A 17,347-nucleotide genomic window follows, 5' to 3' on the forward strand; every position below is an offset into this window, starting at 1 on the left:
AAACACCAAGATTATGAAAATTAAAATGAAATATATCGTGGCGCAGGCTTGCCTCGTAGCGGGAGCATCCATAGCTCTGACTTCGTGCAACGACTTTCTGGACAGAGAGCCGCTGGATCAGGTCACCCCGCAAGAGTATTTCCAGACTGCAGACCACCTGGCAGCATATACCATTTCAAAATACAACTCTATGTTCTCAACACATAGCGGATGGAATGCCGGTACGGTAAACAATGATGGCGGTACAGACAACATGGTAGTGGGTGGTTATAACTCTACCTACTATGAAAAAGGAATCTGGAAAGTACCTTCAAACAATGACAACTGGTCCAACGGATTGTCACTGGCCCGTTATTGCAACTACTTTTTCGAACAGGTGCTGCCTAAATATGAAGCCGGAAAAATTTCGGGGGCAGAAGATGATCTCAAACACTACATCGGTGAAATGTATTTCATGCGTGCCTTGATATATTACAACCAGCTACGTAAATACGGAGATTATCCTATCATCACTGAGGTACTTCCGGATGATGAAGCGATACTGATTGAAAAGAGTGTACGTCAGCCACGCAATAAAGTGGCCCGCTTCATTCTCGAAGATCTCGACAAAGCCATCGGGTTAATGAAAAACCAAGGCTTCATGAACAACAATCGCCTGAACAAGCAATGTGCATTGCTGATCAAATCACGTGTGGCATTATACGAAGCTACATTTGAGAAATATCATCAGGGAACAGGCCGCGTGCCGGGTGACGAAACATGGCCGGGAAAGAGCGTACATCCGAATTTCTCACTTGATGTAACAGCCGAAATCAACTTCTTCCTCGACCAGTGTATGGATGCAGCCTCACAAGTAGCGGACGCTATCACACTGACTGAAAACACAGGGGTATTCAATCCGCTCAGCGACAGCGAATATTCCGGTTGGAATCCTTACTTTGAAATGTTCTCTGCCGAAGACATGAGTGGTTATTCCGAAGTTCTTTTCTGGAAAGATTATCTTCGTTCGGGAAGTATCAACATCAGCCACGGTGCTCCCAACTATATTTATTCAGGTGGAAACAATGGAATGTTGAGAAGCTATGTACAGACTTTCCTGATGGAGAACGGATTGCCCTGGTATGCCAGCAACAGCGGATTTAAAGGTGACAGCAGAATTCAGGAAGAAAAGGAAGGACGTGACCAGCGCCTGCAACTTTTCTTATTCGGTGAGAAAGACAAACAGGCTCCGAGAGCCGATGGTGACGGCACTATGCCCGAGTTCGGCGAACCTGCTCTCTTTGAATTGCAGGAAGTCAGAGACTTGACGGGATATCGCATCCGCAAATGCCTGACTTATAAGAAAGACCAGATCATCTCCGGTTCCGACCAGTCGACCACAGGATGCATCATCTATCGTGGTGTGGAAGCTTACCTTAACTATCTGGAGGCATATTACCTGAGAAACGGTAAGGTCGACGGAAAAGCAGCCCAATACTGGACCGCTATCCGCAAACGTGGCGGAGTGGACACAGACTACGAAAAGACCATCCGCAATACGGATATGAGCAAGGAAGTAGACTGGGCAAAATACTCCGGTTCTACATTGGTAGACGCAACTTTATTCAATATCCGCCGCGAACGTCGTTGCGAATTCATCGGCGAGGGTATGCGTTGGGACGACCTGATGCGTTGGAGAGCTATGGATCAGTTGCTCACAACCAAATATATTCCGGAAGGATTCAACTTCTGGGATGAAGCTTATGATGACTATGTGGCAATGAAGAATGACAAAGGCGAGCCCAAATACAAAATTGTATCAGACGGTAGCTCAACGGCCAATATGTCAGCCAAAGAATTGGGTAAATATGTACGTCCGTACTCAATCGTCAAAGCAAACAACGCTGTATTTGACGGTTATACATTCGCTAAGGCATACTACTTGTATCCGGTGCCGATACGGCAAATGGAGCTTTTGTCTCCGGACCGTTCAGTCAACAATTCTGTGCTTTACCAGAATCCATACTGGCCAAGCAAAACAAGCGAACCTGCTATCGAATAATAGTTTTCCAATAGGAACTAAAATATAAAAAGTATTGATTTTTAGTATATAATAAAGTTGTTGTGGTAAGAGATTTATAGCAGCTACACAAATTTGAAAAAGGAAAATTGGGAAAAGGGCATCCGTGAGGATGTCCTTTTTTATATTATTATATAGGAAAAAAAAGCATATATAAACAGAAAAGGCTGTGCCAAATTACACAGCCTTTCGTTAGATAGATATCCGCAAATATTAGCTCTTATTGGCGCGTTTACGTTCAGTTTCATCCAGAATAACCTTACGCATACGCATTGCTTTCGGAGTAACTTCTACATATTCGTCTTCCTTAATGTATTCCAAGGCCTCTTCAAGAGAGAACTGTACAGGAGGAATCAAACGGGCTTTCTCGTCAGAACCGGAAGCACGCATATTAGTCAACTTCTTCGACTTAGTCACATTTACAACCAAATCTTTTTCGTGAGCATGCTCACCCACTACCTGACCTGCATACACCTCTTCCTGAGGGAAAATAAAGAATTTACCACGATCCTGCAATTTGTCGATAGCATAAGCAAATGCAGTACCACTCTCCATAGCGATAATCGAACCATTGGTACGACGTTCTATGTCTCCTTTGAACGGCTGATATTCCTTAAAGCGGTGTGCCATGATAGCCTCACCTGCCGAAGCCGTCAGAACATTCGTACGAAGACCGATGATACCACGCGAAGGCATATCAAATTCAAGGTTGATGCGTTCACCGGTATTCTCCATCATAGTCATCTCACCTTTACGGCGGGTTACCATATCGATGATCTTACTTGAATATTCTTCAGGTACGTTAATCGTAAGCTCCTCAATCGGTTCACATTTTACTCCATCTATTTCTTTATAGATTACTTGCGGCTGTCCGACCTGTAACTCGTAACCTTCGCGACGCATGGTTTCGATCAAGACAGAAAGGTGAAGCACACCACGGCCTGATACAACCCATTTACCGTCTTCTTCGCTCTTACGTACGCGCAAAGCCAGATTCTTATCCAATTCCTTGGTCAGGCGATCATGGATATGACGTGAAGTTACAAATTTACCATCTTTACCATAGAACGGAGAGTCGTTGATGGCAAACAGCATACTCATAGTCGGTTCATCGATAGCAATAGGTGGCAATGCTTCCGGAGTTTCATAATCACAGATCGTATCTCCGATCTCGAATCCGTCAATACCTACCAAAGCGCAAATATCTCCCGAAGAGACCTCAGTCGTCTTCACACGACCCAGCCCTTCGAATACATGAACCTCTTTAATCTTAGATTTCACAATGCTGCCGTCACGCTTAGCCAAAGACACGTTCATGCCTTCTTTCAGTGTACCACGATGAACACGCCCTACAGCAATACGGCCTGTATATGAAGAATAGTCAAGTGAAGTGATCAGCATCTGAGGAGTACCCTCCAATTGCTCCGGAGCAGGAATGTTCTCTACAATACAATCCAGCAAAGGCACAATACTGTCCGTCTGCTCTTTCCAGTCCGTACTCATCCAGTTATTCTTGGCCGAACCATAGATTGTCGGAAAATCAAGTTGCTCTTCGGTAGCATCCAGGCTGAACATCAGGTCGAAGACCATCTCGTGTACTTCGTCCGGACGACAGTTCGGTTTGTCTACCTTATTAATAACAACAATCGGTTTCAATCCGATTTCCAAAGCTTTCTGCAGCACAAAGCGCGTTTGCGGCATCGGGCCTTCAAAAGCATCAACCAACAGAATGCATCCGTCGGCCATGTTGAGCACACGCTCTACTTCGCCACCGAAGTCGCTGTGTCCCGGAGTATCAATAATATTAATCTTAGTTCCGTTGTAATTGATAGAAACGTTTTTAGAGAGGATCGTTATCCCTCGTTCACGCTCCAAGTCGTTGTTATCCAGAATTAATTCTCCGCTTGTTTGGTTGCCGCGAAACAAGTTTCCGGCTAAAAGCATTTTATCGACGAGAGTCGTTTTCCCATGGTCAACATGGGCAATAATTGCAATGTTTCGAATATTTTGCATATAATACCTATTATTTGGCGACAAAGGTACAAAAATTGGATTAGAAAAAAGGGATACTATAGAAAATATTTCCTGCAATTCATTGTGGGATAAAAGATAATGCCTATCTTTGCACGCTCAAAGAAACATTTTATAGATCAATAATTTTATTAATTATGTATTTAGACGCTGCTAAAAAGCAAGAAATCTTCAGTAAGTACGGAAAGTCTAACACTGATACTGGCTCAGCTGAGGCCCAGATAGCTTTGTTTTCATACCGTATTACTCACCTGACTGAGCACATGAAGCTCAACAGAAAAGATTATAGTACAGAAAGAGCTTTGACTATGTTGGTAGGTAAACGTCGTGCTTTGCTCGACTACCTGAAAGCAAAAGATATCACCAGATATCGTGATATCATCAAAGAGCTCGGCTTGCGTAAGTAATCACTTACTGCGAACAAAATTTAAAAGCCGTTTCCTCTCTATGGAGGAAACGGCTTTTATTTTTTATCTTTCTCCCTTGCTTGGATATAAAATTTCATTAATTTTGCAGCAAAACGAATTAAATTATAACCTTTTACCGGGAAAATACATTCAACATTATGGATACAAGCAAAATCGTAGGAGAAAAAATTAAATCACTCCGTGAGAACAAAGGAATCTCAATAGAAGAACTTGCCGAACGCTCAGGATTGGCCATTGAACAAATAGAACGTATCGAAAACAATATTGACTTGCCTTCATTGGCTCCACTTATCAAAATAGCCCGCGTATTGGGCGTACGTCTGGGCACTTTCCTCGACGACCAGGACGAAACAGGTCCGGTAGTCTCACGCAAGATGGAAGCTACAGACACGATCAGCTTCTCAAACAACGCCATCCATTCGCGCAAACACATGCAGTATCATTCACTGTCCAAGTCAAAAGCCGACCGCCATATGGAGCCGTTCATCATCGATGTAGCCCCTACACAAGACAGTGATTTTGTACTTTCTTCTCACGAAGGAGAAGAATTCATCATGGTCATGGAAGGTGTCATGGAAATCAGTTACGGAAAAAGCACTTACCTGCTCGAAGAAGGTGACAGTATCTACTATGATTCCATCGTCCCCCATCACGTTCATGCTTATGAAGGACAAGCCGCTAAAATCCTGGCAGTAATCTATACACCTATTTAATGATCAGCAATGATCGCTCTACACATTACTAAAAACATGCAACTATACGAAAGAACACTCGGACAATGGCTTGAACATTGGGCCGAAACAACACCGGACAAAGAATATATTGTATACTCCGACCGCAACTTGCGCTTCACCTGGAAGCAATTCAACAAGCGGGTAGACGATATGGCGAAAGGATTGATTGCCATCGGAGTGGAAAGAGGTACCCACGTCGGAATCTGGGCAGCAAACGTACCGGACTGGCTTACCTTATTATATGCCTGCGCAAAGATAGGTGCAGTCTACGTAACGGTAAACACCAACTATAAACAAGCCGAACTGGAATACTTGTGCGAGAACTCGGATATGCATACGCTCTGCATTGTCAACGGCGAAAAAGACAGCGACTTTGTACAGATGACCTACACCATGCTTCCGGAACTGAAAACCTGCGAACGAGGACATCTGAAAAGCGAGCGTTTTCCTTATATGAAGAACGTAATCTACGTAGGACAGGAGAAACATCGCGGAATGTACAACACACAGGAGATCCTGTTGCTAGGCGATAACATAGAAGACACCGAGCTCAACGAACTCAAGTCGCAGGTCGATTGCCACGATGTGGTAAACATGCAATATACATCAGGAACAACCGGATTTCCCAAAGGGGTTATGCTGACACATTACAATATCAGCAATAATGGTTTCCTGACCGGAGAACACATGAAATTCACGGGCAATGATAAACTCTGCTGTTGTGTTCCATTGTTCCACTGCTTCGGTGTAGTGCTGGCCACCATGAACTGTCTGACTCATGGTTGTACTCAAGTGATGGTGGAACGTTTTGACCCGCTGATCGTATTAGCCTCTATCCATAAAGAGAGATGTACAGCACTTTATGGAGTACCCACTATGTTTATTGCCGAACTGAACCATCCGATGTTCGATATGTTCGATATGTCGAGCCTCCGCACCGGTATCATGGCCGGCTCACTCTGCCCGGTAGAATTGATGAAGCAAGTGGAAGAGAAAATGTATATGAAGGTTACCAGTGTATACGGACTGACAGAAGCAGCCCCCGGAATGACTGCTACACGCATTGACGATCCGTTTGACGTACGTTGTAACACCGTAGGGCGTGACTTTGAATTTACGGAGGTAAAAGTGCTCGATCCTGAAACTGGTGAAGAATGCCCGGTCGGCGTACAGGGGGAAATGTGCAACCGGGGATATAACACCATGAAAGGATATTACAAGAATCCACAAGCTACGGCTGAAGTGATAGACAAAAACAATTTCCTACACTCAGGAGACTTGGGAATCAAGGACGAAGATGGGAATTATCGTATCACAGGACGTATCAAAGATATGATCATCCGTGGTGGAGAGAATATCTATCCCCGTGAGATAGAGGAATTCCTCTATAAGCTCGACGGAGTGAAGGACGTACAGGTATCGGGCATCCCATCTAAAAAATATGGAGAGGCAGTAGGGGCTTTCATCATTTTGCACGAAGGAGTAACCATGCAGGCTTCGGACGTACAAGACTTCTGCCGGAATAAAATCTCCCGCTACAAAATCCCTAAATACATTTTCTTCATTGACGAATTTCCCATGACCGGGAGCGGTAAGATACAAAAATTCAAACTGAAGGATTTAGGACTGAAGCTCTGTGAGGAGCAAGGTATCCAGATTATATAAAGCAGATATGCATGATAAGTGATTAGCGTCTGACGCTAATCACTTATCACTGTCACTATTTTGCCATAGGCAGAGTAAAATAGAAAACAGTTCCTTCTCCCTGTTTGGAACGTACCCAGATACGCCCGCCCATCTTTTCGACAAGCATCCGGCAGATAGTCAGTCCCAATCCTGTCCCTTGCACAAAATCATCTATTTTTCCGAAACGCTGAAAGATGGTGGCCACCCTTTCTGCCGGAATACCTTTCCCCGTATCAGACATGTAAAACTGTACCATATCCGCCTTCTTCTGAAATCCAAAATGAATTTCTCCGACAGAAGTAAATTTAATGGCATTGGTAATCAGATTAACCAAAACCTGAGAAATACGTTCCCAGTCTCCTTGTATGCAAAGTTGCGAATCTACCTCGTCCAGCACAAGCCGAACTTCCGGCTTAACCGATTTCACATGCAATTCATATAACTGTAAACAGATATCTTTCAGCCTCACCGGGTGATAAGAAAGCTCCAAGGAACCGGCTTCAAGTGCCGAAAGATCAAGAATATCATTAAAGAGATTCAACAGAACAGTCGAGTTGTGTTCCACAATATCGGCATACTGTCGCTTTTCACACTCATTGTCCGCTTCAATAATCAGTTTGGAAAAACCTACAATCGCATTCAGAGGAGTACGGATTTCGTGGCTCATATTAGCCAAAAACGAAGATTTCATCCGGTCGGCCTCTTCTGCCTTAATCCGGGCAGCTATAAGCTCCTTTTCCGTCTTCTTGATTTCGGTTACATCCCACGATACTCCGATAATATAAGGATGCTGACCTCCCGAAGGGACAACTGTTTTCATTGTAGTGACCGTACGGACCTCACCGCTCATAGTTGTATAATTCTCCAGATATTCAATACGTCCCAACTTCATCACCTTCAAATCGTCTTCCCGGAAATGTTCGGCATCTTTCTTGTCCGGGAATATATCTGCATCCGTACTACCGACAGCCCTCTGGACAGAGATTCCGGAATGCTCGGCAAAAGCTTTATTCCAATAAAGATAACGAAAATCATTTCCGGTATCCTTCACAAATAAATAGACGGGAATATTGTTCAAAATGTCATTCATCAACGAATTGAGACGTACAATCTCACTTCGCTGGGTCTCATTGATCTTAGCCATCTCAGTCTCCTGCGAGACATCGCGACACATACATAACAAATACTGATCATCCAGCGGAAAAATACGATTTTCATAATGATGGAGTACCCCGTCCAGCATTAATGAATGTTCAGCTGTCGAACTCTTACCGGTATGGATGACTTTATCCATGTTGTGACGAACACTTTCATACGCTTCTTCGGGAACAATATCTTTTACATTTGAATTAATAATACTATCGGAGGTGGTACCTTCCACATGATTTGTTGTAGGAGATGAAGCCAACTCCACAATGTTCGCATTATGGTCAAAAACAGTCAGCATATCAGGCAATGCATCTAAAATCCGAGTACTGTACCGTTCACGGAATCGCCCTTTTTTCAGAGAGTCGAGTTCGGAAGAGAGGCCTTCCACCTTCTTTTCCAATTTACATACAATTTCCAGTAGTTCCTCTTTCGTTTTATGCTCGTAATGTCCCATGGATTTGAGTCTATTTAAATCTGTTTTGTTGTATATAGCATCACATTACTTGCAAATATAATACATATATCCAAAAAATATCCTACAAATCGAAGTTATTATTGATTAAAAAAGTCGATAGCTTTTGCCCTACTACTCAGAATGTTCTATCTTTGCACCACTTTATATTTTAAACAATTTACATTTATGTCCACAGAATTATTCTCTACCCTGCCCTACAAAGTGGCAGACATCACGCTTGCCGACTTCGGTCGCAAGGAAATCGACTTGGCAGAAAAAGAGATGCCCGGCCTTATGGCTCTTCGCGAAAAATATGGAGAATCCAAACCATTGAAAGGTGCCCGTATCATGGGATCACTGCACATGACTATCCAGACTGCCGTCCTGATCGAAACACTGGTAGCCCTGGGAGCTGAAGTGCGTTGGTGCTCTTGCAATATATATTCAACTCAAGATCATGCTGCAGCAGCTATCGCAGCTTCAGGTGTTGCCGTATTTGCCTGGAAAGGAGAAACATTGGCAGACTATTGGTGGTGTACCTTGCAGGCCCTGAACTTTGAGGGAGGCAAAGGACCGACAGTGATTGTCGACGATGGCGGGGATGCCACTATGATGATCCATGTAGGTTACGAAGCAGAAAACAATGCTGCTGTATTGGACAAAGAAGTACATGCCGAAGACGAAATAGAATTGAATGCTATACTGAAAAAAGTGCTGGCAGAAGACAAAGAACGCTGGCACCGGGTAGCGGCTGAAGTGCGCGGAGTTTCGGAAGAGACAACGACCGGCGTGCATCGCCTATACCAGATGCAGGAAGAAGGCAAGTTGTTGTTCCCTGCCTTCAACGTAAACGACTCGGTTACCAAATCCAAATTCGACAACCTGTATGGTTGCCGCGAATCATTGGCAGACGGCATCAAACGTGCCACAGACGTAATGATTGCCGGCAAAGTAGTTGTGGTATGCGGTTATGGCGATGTAGGTAAAGGCTGTTCACACTCTATGCGTTCCTACGGAGCCCGGGTGCTGGTTACAGAGGTCGATCCTATCTGTGCACTGCAGGCTGCCATGGAAGGTTTTGAAGTAGTAACAATGGAAGACGCCTGCAAAGAAGGTAACATCTTTGTTACTACTACCGGTAATATCGATATCATCCGTATCGATCACATGGAACAAATGAAAGATCAGGCTATCGTTTGCAACATCGGCCATTTTGACAATGAAATCCAGGTAGATGCACTGAAACATTATCCGGGTATCAAACGTGTCAATATCAAGCCACAGGTAGACCGCTATTATTTCCCTGACGGTCACAGTATCATTCTGTTGGCAGACGGTCGGTTGGTAAACCTGGGATGTGCCACAGGCCACCCGTCATTCGTAATGAGTAATTCATTTACCAATCAGACATTGGCCCAAATCGAGTTGTTCAACAAGAAATACGATATCAATGTATATCGTTTACCTAAACATCTGGATGAAGAAGTAGCCCGCCTACACCTTGAAAAAATTGGTGTGAAGCTGACCAAGTTGACTCCGGAGCAGGCTGCCTACATCGGTGTGTCTGTTGACGGTCCTTACAAAGCGGATCATTACAGATATTAAAAAAGTTACGATTGGACGATTTACGAATAACGACTGAAATTACTTTTTCTCACTTCAGGATAGTAAATCGTCTAATCCTAAGTCAAACTTCAATTGTAAATTGTAAATCGTCTAATCGTAAATGAAAAAATTTCTTCCTGACCTGATTGCCATTCTGGCATTTATAGTTATCTCTTTCATCTATTTCTTCCCTGCTATCACCGAAGACCGGATTCTCTTCCAGCACGACACCGTGGCCGGAGCCGGAGCCGGACAAGAAGCCAAAGAATATTATGAGAGAACAGGTGAACGTACCCGCTGGACCAATGCACTCTTCGGAGGTATGCCTACCTACCAGATGTCCCCGAGTTACGACTCTACCGAGCCGCTGACATTTGTACAGAAAGTATATCACCTTTTTCTTCCGAACTACGTATGGCTCACATTTATCATGATGCTCGGGTTCTATATCCTGCTAAGGGCATTCGGCATACCGGCATGGCTCGCAGGGTTAGGAGGAATCATTTGGGGATTTTCGTCCTATTTCTTCATTCTGATAGCTGCCGGACATATCTGGAAATTTATTACTTTAGCCTATATTCCACCTACGATAGCAGGTATAGTACTTGCTTACCGAAAGAAATATCTGTTAGGAGGTATTATCACCGCTTTATTCATGGCTATGCAGATATTGTCCAACCATGTGCAGATGACTTATTATTTCTTGTTTGTTATTCTTTTCATGGTAGGCGCATTCTTCGAAGACGCCTGGCGAAAAAAAGAACTCCCCCAATTCTTCAAAGCTACCGGCGTGCTGATTGTTGCAGGACTGATTGGAGTATCCATCAACCTCTCAAACCTATACCACACTTACGAATATAGTAAAGAAACGATGCGTGGTAAAAGTGAACTGAAATATGAAGGAGCTGCCGCCAAACAGACTAGCAGCGGCCTCAACCGCGATTACATCACTCAATGGAGTTATGGTATCGGTGAAACATTCTCCCTGCTGGTCCCCAATGTCAAAGGAGGTGCTTCCGTACCGCTGTCACGAAGTGAGAAAGCAATGGAAAAGGCTAATCCGATGTATAGCAGCCTCTACTCACAGCTAACTCAATATTTTGGCGATCAGCCGATGACAAGTGGTCCGGTCTATGTAGGCGCATTCGTACTAATGCTTTTCATTTTGGGATGTTTCATTGTAAAAGGTCCTATGAAATGGGCACTACTGGGAGCTACCATCTTCTCTATCCTACTTTCATGGGGTAAAAACTTCATGGGACTGACAGACTTTTTCATCGATTATATCCCAATGTACAATAAGTTCCGGGCTGTATCCTCTATTTTGGTAATTGCCGAGTTTACTATTCCTTTGCTCGCCATCCTTACCCTGAAGGAAATACTCACCAAGCCGGAATTATTGAAAGAGAAACTGAAATACATCTATATCAGTTTCGGATTAACCGGGGGATTGGCACTGCTCTTTGCCATTGCTCCCCGTCTGTTCTTTCCTACCTATATTCCAGGTAACGAAATGGCAGCTCTGCAAAATGCCCTGCCTGCCGACCAACTATCGCCCATTATTGCCAATCTTGAGGAAATGCGTGTACACCTTTTCACCTCTGATGCTTGGCGAAGTTTCTTTATCGTCACCATCGGCACCCTGCTTTTACTGGCCTATAACGCCAAAAAGCTGAAAGCAACCTGGACTGTTGCCGCTATTGCTCTATTATGCCTGGGAGACATGTGGAGCGTAAATAAACGTTATCTGTACGACGAACAGTTTATCCCGAAATCAGAGCAGACTGCTACATTCCGGAAAACACAGACAGATGAACTAATCCTGCAAGACCCATCACTGGATTATCGTGTACTGAACTTTGCGGGCAATACATTTGAAGAAAACAATACCTCTTATTGGCACAAGAGCGTAGGCGGTTATCATGCTGCAAAGCTTCGCCGTTATCAGGAAATGATAGACCATCACATCGCTAAAGAAATGCAGGCAGCCTATCAGGAAGTAGCTACAGCCGGTGGACAAATGGATAGCGTAAACGCTGCTAAGTTTCCTGTATTGAATATGCTGAATACGAAATACTTTATATTCCCTGCCGGACAGCAAGGTCAAACAGTCCCCATTGAGAACCCATATACTTTCGGAAATGCATGGTTCATAGATAAAATACAATACGTGAACAATGCAAACGAAGAAATCGATGCCATCGGGCAAGTCGACCTGCAACAAACCGCTATAGTAGACTCTAAGTTTAAAGAGGCACTGAAAGGAGTGAACGAGGGGTACAAAGACTCACTGTCTACGATTCGTTTGACCAGTTATGAACCTAACCAATTAGTATACGAGACTTCCTCACCCCAAGACGGTATAGTGGTTTTCTCCGAAATATATTATCCGGGGTGGACGGCAACCATTGATGGCAAGCCCGCCGATATTGCCCGTGCAGACTACATTTTACGTGCTATGAATGTCCCGGCAGGTAAACACACCATCGAAATGCGTTTTGATCCGCAAAGCCTGCATATTACAGAAGGTATTGCATACGGAGCGATGGCGTTATTGCTGGTAGGAGTAATAATCCTGATATGGATCTATCGAAAAAAATATAGTGAAAACAGCAAATAATCATTAATTAAATGATGAAAGAGGGTGTTTCATAACTCACCACAGATTACACGGATTTACACAAAAACGTTTTTAATACACTGATAACCAATGATATTTATCTGTGTAAATCAGTGTAATCTATGGTGAATACGAGTTTTGACACATCCCTCTTTATTGTTTTAATATAATAACGACAAGGATTATAATAGACAAAGGAAGTTCACAATAATCTTCAAGCAAAAGTATATGATAATTGGATGTTCCGGATGGAGGTTATACATCAAAACCAACATTACACAGGAAATCTTCTTTTAGCATTCTGTCAAAATGTATTTTGAGATTCCTCAGAATCAATTCTTTGTGCCCTGGAAACAAGAAGAGAGTAAAAAACGCAGGAATACCCTTTTCCAGGAAGTCAGAGAGTCGGAAAATACAGTGAAATGCTACCATAAAGACAAGATACCAAGGGCATTTACTCTTAGGAAGAAACCTGGAAATCTCATAAACATTCGGAATAACACTTTTAAAAAGAGTCCTCCAAACTCTGTTCTAGAAGAAAAAGCAGTTCTTTTTCCCTAAATTAAGGGATGTTTCGAGAAGGAAAACCGATGCTTTCATCAGAATACAGACTTCTTATTCATAAGAAGTTAACTTCCTACTCTCAGGAAATTAATTCTCTGTCGGCAGGAAGTTAGTTATTTGCCGACAGGAAGTTAACTTCCTTCCGATACCTCTCACATAATTTCCCGGTAACAAGTGATCTGAAAAGAAATATCTGATGATTCCTCTTCTATTTCGCAACATTTCGCCAAAGCAGATGCCAGCAGAAAAATAAAACAGCAAACATTTTGATACCGAACAGCGCTCTAAGCTATCAAATAAAAAGCGCTATCCTTCCTCTGAATAGAGGGTAAAAGACAGCGCTTGATCTATCACTAAGAATCTTCTTACATAGTAGCAGGTAATGTTACCTTGAAATTTGGATTTTCCGTATGTTGCTGATGAATAATCCCAACCATTTTCTTCACAATATCAGGATTTTCGGCAGCTACATTATGATCTTCATGGATATCTGTCGCCAGATTATAAAGGAAAGGAGTACCTTTCTTGACAACCATTTTCCAGTCTCCCATACGTACACCGATCTGGTTCGTTTCATTAAACTCCCAATAGAGAAAATCATGTTTTTTCTGGTTCTTTTTACCCAGTATGGTCGGAGCAAAAGAGATACCATCAAAATAATCCGCTTCCTTTTTCTTATTCACATATTTTTTCGTGAAGTTCTTCACGCCTGTCAAATCACACAAGGTAGGCATGACATCGTAGAAAGCACATTGATGATCATTCACTGTTCCGGCAGCAACCTGACCGGGCCAACGGACAATAAACGGAACACGGATACCTCCCTCGTAACACTGGCGCTTCAAGCCACGTAACTTTCCGTCACGCCCGAAGAAAGTAGGATCGGCTCCGCCTTCCTCATGGGGCCCATTATCACTGGTAAAGATGACAATCGTATTCTCATCAAATCCTTTCTCTTCCAACTTCTTCAGAACTTCGCCCACATAATAGTCCAAACGGGTGATCATACCCGCAAACTGTGCATGCACATGGGTAATGGCGTTATATCTGGATCCTTTTTGACCACCAAAAGCTTTGTCATCAGCAAACTGTGTCTTATAATGATTCAAAATAGAGTCTTCCGGTTGCACTAACTCTGCATGCGGCAAGGTATAGGTAAAGATTCCGAAGAAAGGTTGTTCACCATCCTGTTTCTCGATCCATTCCATCGCTTTCTGATGAATCAGATCAGCTGAGTATTGAGTACGTTTATGATAATCTGGACCGTACATCGGATATTTGATATTCTCTTCCATCACAACACGTACAACACCTGTATCACCCAACGACGGACTATAACGATTCAGAAAATTGGGATAATAGAGATGTGCCTGAAATTGACAGATATATCCGTAATATTCATCGATTCCTCTTTTATCCGGAGTGGACGCCGAGCCTTCGTATCCCCCCGCCCATTTACCAAACATACCGGTTGTATATCCGTTATCTTTCATTATTTCGGGCAGAATGACATGTTCCGGATCATAGGGATGTTGTCCGACAACTGAAAATTCTTTATTATCGCCATACATCACTGTAGACGCCTGAGTCCAATACTCTTTATTACCACGCACTTCGCAATGTCCGGTATGTTGTCCGGTCATCAACGATGCGCGCGAAGGTGCACTCACCGGACTTCCGGCATAGGCTTGCGTAAAGCGCATGCCTTCACGGGCCATGTTGTCAATATTAGGGGTGCTGATGTATGGCTGTCCATAGCAACCCAGATCTCCATACCCCATATCATCACACATAATAAAGATGATATTCGGTTTTTGAGGGGTATGGGCCTTTTCTTTATGGGCAAATGCTTGCGGACTGCCTAATCCGACAAGTAATGCACTACTATAAATAATTTTTTGATTCATTCTTGGGTTTGTTTCGAGTTCATTTGGTTTTAACTTCACCACAGATAACACAGATTTTCACAGATTAATAATTTATTTTATTGATAACAAGATTAGAAGTTCTGTGAAAATCTGTGTTATCTGTGGTGAAACAGGTTCATTGCTATTCCGTTTCAATTATTCCCACCCCGGATTGTTAGGTGCAAGTGCCGGATTCAAGATAATTTCTTGAGTAGGAACCTCATAAAGATAATATCTCTCCTGCCAGCCTTCACCTGCTTTGATAGGGTCCGGTTGTAAATAAATATATCCTTCTGTCATGGCTCCGTCGGCAGGGTCCGGTCCACCGGTCGTTTCATTCAATAAGAACTGGGCACCATGTCTGAACTTATCTTTCGTCATCCACATTCCTTTAAACTGGCGGTTAAGGAACCAGGGCGCCATTCTCCAACGGCGGATATCGTAGAATCCGAAGCCTTCACCCATTAGCTCGACAATACGTTCACGGCGCACTTCCCATAAAACAGGATCTACCAGAACACCTTGTTCATTTCCTTTCGGATAATAGCGTCCACGGTTCGGATCAAAACTATCATCAATATCGGCAACCTTCATATCGGCCACACCGGCGCGTCTACGCAACTTATTAATAGATTCGTCGGCCACTGCCTGAGTGAACTGTCCGGTCTCACACATGGCTTCGGCATAATTCAATAAAACCTCTTCGATCTTAAAGATAGGCTTATCCGATGTGTTCAGAGTGACACCTCCGTTACGGTTCGTTTCCCAGTTGCTCCAATTCTTCCAGAAATAATATCCCGAGCGGCTTCTCACAAAACCTGTAGCTCCGATACCCCCCATAAAGTTTGGTGAAGAAGGTACCAATGAAGCACTCCAGTTCTGTCCGGGAAGGCGTTTCATACCAATACCGGGATTATCACAGGATTCGTTAGGACCCATAATATCGATATATTCACGATCTGCCGGATCATCGGTATAATCCCATGTTCTGGGATCTTCTTTCGTCTTCACCTTTGCTTTCACTTTATACGGTGGCATTACTACGTGATATAAACGCGGATCACGGTCACGGAAAGTAGCATAGGGAGTTTTATCTCCATGATAATTTGCAGAAGTAGCAATCGGCTTGCCATCTTTACACAGATAAAGGTCAACAGTATGCTGATTCATCTCTACATTGTGGCTATCCATATGTTCCAATGCACTAAAATTGGCCATCTTGATGTCTTGAACAAACTCCATATACAAGATGACACCCGGCACTTTGCCCAAATCTTCTGTTGTCCACATCTCTCCATATCCGGCTGCGGGCTGACCGTCTGTTCCGTAATAAAGAGTAGGGTAATCATTCATCAACAGACGGGACACCCGAATACATTCGTCAAAGAACTTCTGAGCTCCGTCTATTCCGTGATATTTGCGCCAAGTGGCTTCACGCAACGCAAATCGTGAGATAGCCGCACGAATACAATCGCGATTAATGGTATTTGCACCATCTTGCTTCTCAAAATCTCCAATATTCGCTTCAGCCCATTTCAAACGGTTCAATACGGAATCGGCCACAATTTCGCGGTCAACACGGGGACCGTAAGCCTCAGGAGAATTTTCGTTAAGGGCCGTATTAACCCAAGGCACCGCCCCAAAACGATTGATAAGCTCCATGTACCAGTATGAATGGAAAAAATACCCTACTGCACGCCAATGGTCCTTTTCGGCATCGGTCATTTCCGACTTATCGATGTTAGCAAGCAAAATATTGGCACGACGGAATGTGCCGGAAAAGCCCCAACCATTGCCCGAAGCTACACTCTGAACTCTTCCGAAAGCATAGTCATTGCCCGACTCATTGGCACGGCTTTCCAAGTATCCGGCATTCATATCACCTGCATAGCAGGAACCTTGTCCGGTTCCGTTAATGGTATTGGCTATATTATTATCCTTGAATATCTCATAACAAGGCCATGCAAACGACTTAAAGTTATCATAAGATCTAAAAGCATTATTTTCTGTCAGACTGGTGACAGGCGCATGCTCCAGAAAGCTGTCATTACATCCGGCCAGTCCGATTCCGGCTAAAATAGCCAATGATAGATATATCTTTTTCATTTTT

Annotated in this window: 10 protein-coding genes; 6 read left to right on the forward strand and 4 right to left on the reverse strand. The window is 43.5% G+C overall.

The window, feature by feature from the left end:
- Nucleotides 1-13 precede the first annotated feature (13 nt).
- Nucleotides 14-2,041: a RagB/SusD family nutrient uptake outer membrane protein gene (locus BF9343_RS20715; RefSeq protein ID WP_005797378.1), complete on the forward strand. Its 2,028-nt coding sequence runs from the start codon at nucleotides 14-16 to the stop codon at nucleotides 2,039-2,041.
- Nucleotides 2,042-2,272: 231 nt separating this feature from the next.
- Here BF9343_RS20715 and typA read toward each other — a convergent pair whose 3' ends face one another.
- On the reverse strand, nucleotides 2,273-4,072 hold the full coding sequence (typA, locus tag BF9343_RS20720) for a translational GTPase TypA (protein ID WP_010993784.1): 1,800 nt from the start codon (nucleotides 4,070-4,072) through the stop codon (nucleotides 2,273-2,275).
- Between the two features lie 155 nt (nucleotides 4,073-4,227).
- Between typA and rpsO the strand changes: the two genes are divergently transcribed.
- The 3 genes from rpsO (at nucleotide 4,228) to BF9343_RS20735 (ending at nucleotide 6,917) form a co-directional block, all read left to right on the forward strand.
- Complete coding sequence (rpsO, locus tag BF9343_RS20725; RefSeq protein ID WP_005791955.1) at nucleotides 4,228-4,497, forward strand: 30S ribosomal protein S15; 270 nt, start codon at nucleotides 4,228-4,230, stop codon at nucleotides 4,495-4,497.
- 158 nt (nucleotides 4,498-4,655) lie between these two features.
- Nucleotides 4,656-5,231: a helix-turn-helix domain-containing protein gene (locus tag BF9343_RS20730; protein WP_005781772.1), complete on the forward strand. Its 576-nt coding sequence runs from the start codon at nucleotides 4,656-4,658 to the stop codon at nucleotides 5,229-5,231.
- Between the two features lie 36 nt (nucleotides 5,232-5,267).
- Complete coding sequence (locus BF9343_RS20735; protein ID WP_010993785.1) at nucleotides 5,268-6,917, forward strand: AMP-binding protein; 1,650 nt, start codon at nucleotides 5,268-5,270, stop codon at nucleotides 6,915-6,917.
- Nucleotides 6,918-6,972: 55 nt separating this feature from the next.
- Here BF9343_RS20735 and BF9343_RS20740 read toward each other — a convergent pair whose 3' ends face one another.
- Nucleotides 6,973-8,541, reverse strand: coding sequence for a sensor histidine kinase (locus BF9343_RS20740; RefSeq protein ID WP_005791952.1), 1,569 nt, complete (start codon nucleotides 8,539-8,541; stop codon nucleotides 6,973-6,975).
- Between the two features lie 186 nt (nucleotides 8,542-8,727).
- Here BF9343_RS20740 and ahcY point away from each other — a divergent pair, with 186 nt between their 5' ends.
- Together ahcY and BF9343_RS20750 are read left to right on the forward strand one after the other, a co-directional pair.
- Complete coding sequence (ahcY, locus tag BF9343_RS20745) at nucleotides 8,728-10,146, forward strand: adenosylhomocysteinase (RefSeq protein ID WP_005781763.1); 1,419 nt, start codon at nucleotides 8,728-8,730, stop codon at nucleotides 10,144-10,146.
- 121 nt (nucleotides 10,147-10,267) lie between these two features.
- Nucleotides 10,268-12,766: a YfhO family protein gene (locus BF9343_RS20750; RefSeq protein WP_005797373.1), complete on the forward strand. Its 2,499-nt coding sequence runs from the start codon at nucleotides 10,268-10,270 to the stop codon at nucleotides 12,764-12,766.
- Between the two features lie 929 nt (nucleotides 12,767-13,695).
- Here BF9343_RS20750 and BF9343_RS20760 read toward each other — a convergent pair.
- Nucleotides 13,696-15,237, reverse strand: coding sequence for an arylsulfatase (locus tag BF9343_RS20760; RefSeq protein WP_010993787.1), 1,542 nt, complete (start codon nucleotides 15,235-15,237; stop codon nucleotides 13,696-13,698).
- Between the two features lie 156 nt (nucleotides 15,238-15,393).
- Nucleotides 15,394-17,343 carry a RagB/SusD family nutrient uptake outer membrane protein gene (locus BF9343_RS20765; RefSeq protein WP_005791949.1) on the reverse strand — a complete coding sequence of 650 codons (1,950 nt, stop codon included), beginning with the start codon at nucleotides 17,341-17,343 and terminating at the stop codon, nucleotides 15,394-15,396.
- Nucleotides 17,344-17,347 lie beyond the last annotated feature (4 nt).

Source organism: Bacteroides fragilis NCTC 9343, from assembly GCF_000025985.1.
Classification (GTDB): Bacteria; Bacteroidota; Bacteroidia; order Bacteroidales; family Bacteroidaceae; genus Bacteroides; species Bacteroides fragilis.

What these genes read in the sequence shown, in the direction of transcription:
- BF9343_RS20730 (WP_005781772.1), top strand. Translation starts at nt 4,656, where the DNA reads ATGGATACAAGCAAAATCGTAGGAGAAAAAATTAAATCACTCCGTGAG.
- BF9343_RS20735 (WP_010993785.1), top strand. Translation starts at nt 5,268, where the DNA reads ATGCAACTATACGAAAGAACACTCGGACAATGGCTTGAACATTGGGCC.
- BF9343_RS20750 (WP_005797373.1), top strand. Translation starts at nt 10,268, where the DNA reads ATGAAAAAATTTCTTCCTGACCTGATTGCCATTCTGGCATTTATAGTT.
- ahcY (WP_005781763.1), top strand. Translation starts at nt 8,728, where the DNA reads ATGTCCACAGAATTATTCTCTACCCTGCCCTACAAAGTGGCAGACATC.
- BF9343_RS20765 (WP_005791949.1), bottom strand. Translation starts at nt 17,343, where the DNA reads ATGAAAAAGATATATCTATCATTGGCTATTTTAGCCGGAATCGGACTG.
- rpsO (WP_005791955.1), top strand. Translation starts at nt 4,228, where the DNA reads ATGTATTTAGACGCTGCTAAAAAGCAAGAAATCTTCAGTAAGTACGGA.
- BF9343_RS20715 (WP_005797378.1), top strand. Translation starts at nt 14, where the DNA reads ATGAAAATTAAAATGAAATATATCGTGGCGCAGGCTTGCCTCGTAGCG.
- BF9343_RS20760 (WP_010993787.1), bottom strand. Translation starts at nt 15,237, where the DNA reads ATGAATCAAAAAATTATTTATAGTAGTGCATTACTTGTCGGATTAGGC.
- BF9343_RS20740 (WP_005791952.1), bottom strand. Translation starts at nt 8,541, where the DNA reads ATGGGACATTACGAGCATAAAACGAAAGAGGAACTACTGGAAATTGTA.
- typA (WP_010993784.1), bottom strand. Translation starts at nt 4,072, where the DNA reads ATGCAAAATATTCGAAACATTGCAATTATTGCCCATGTTGACCATGGG.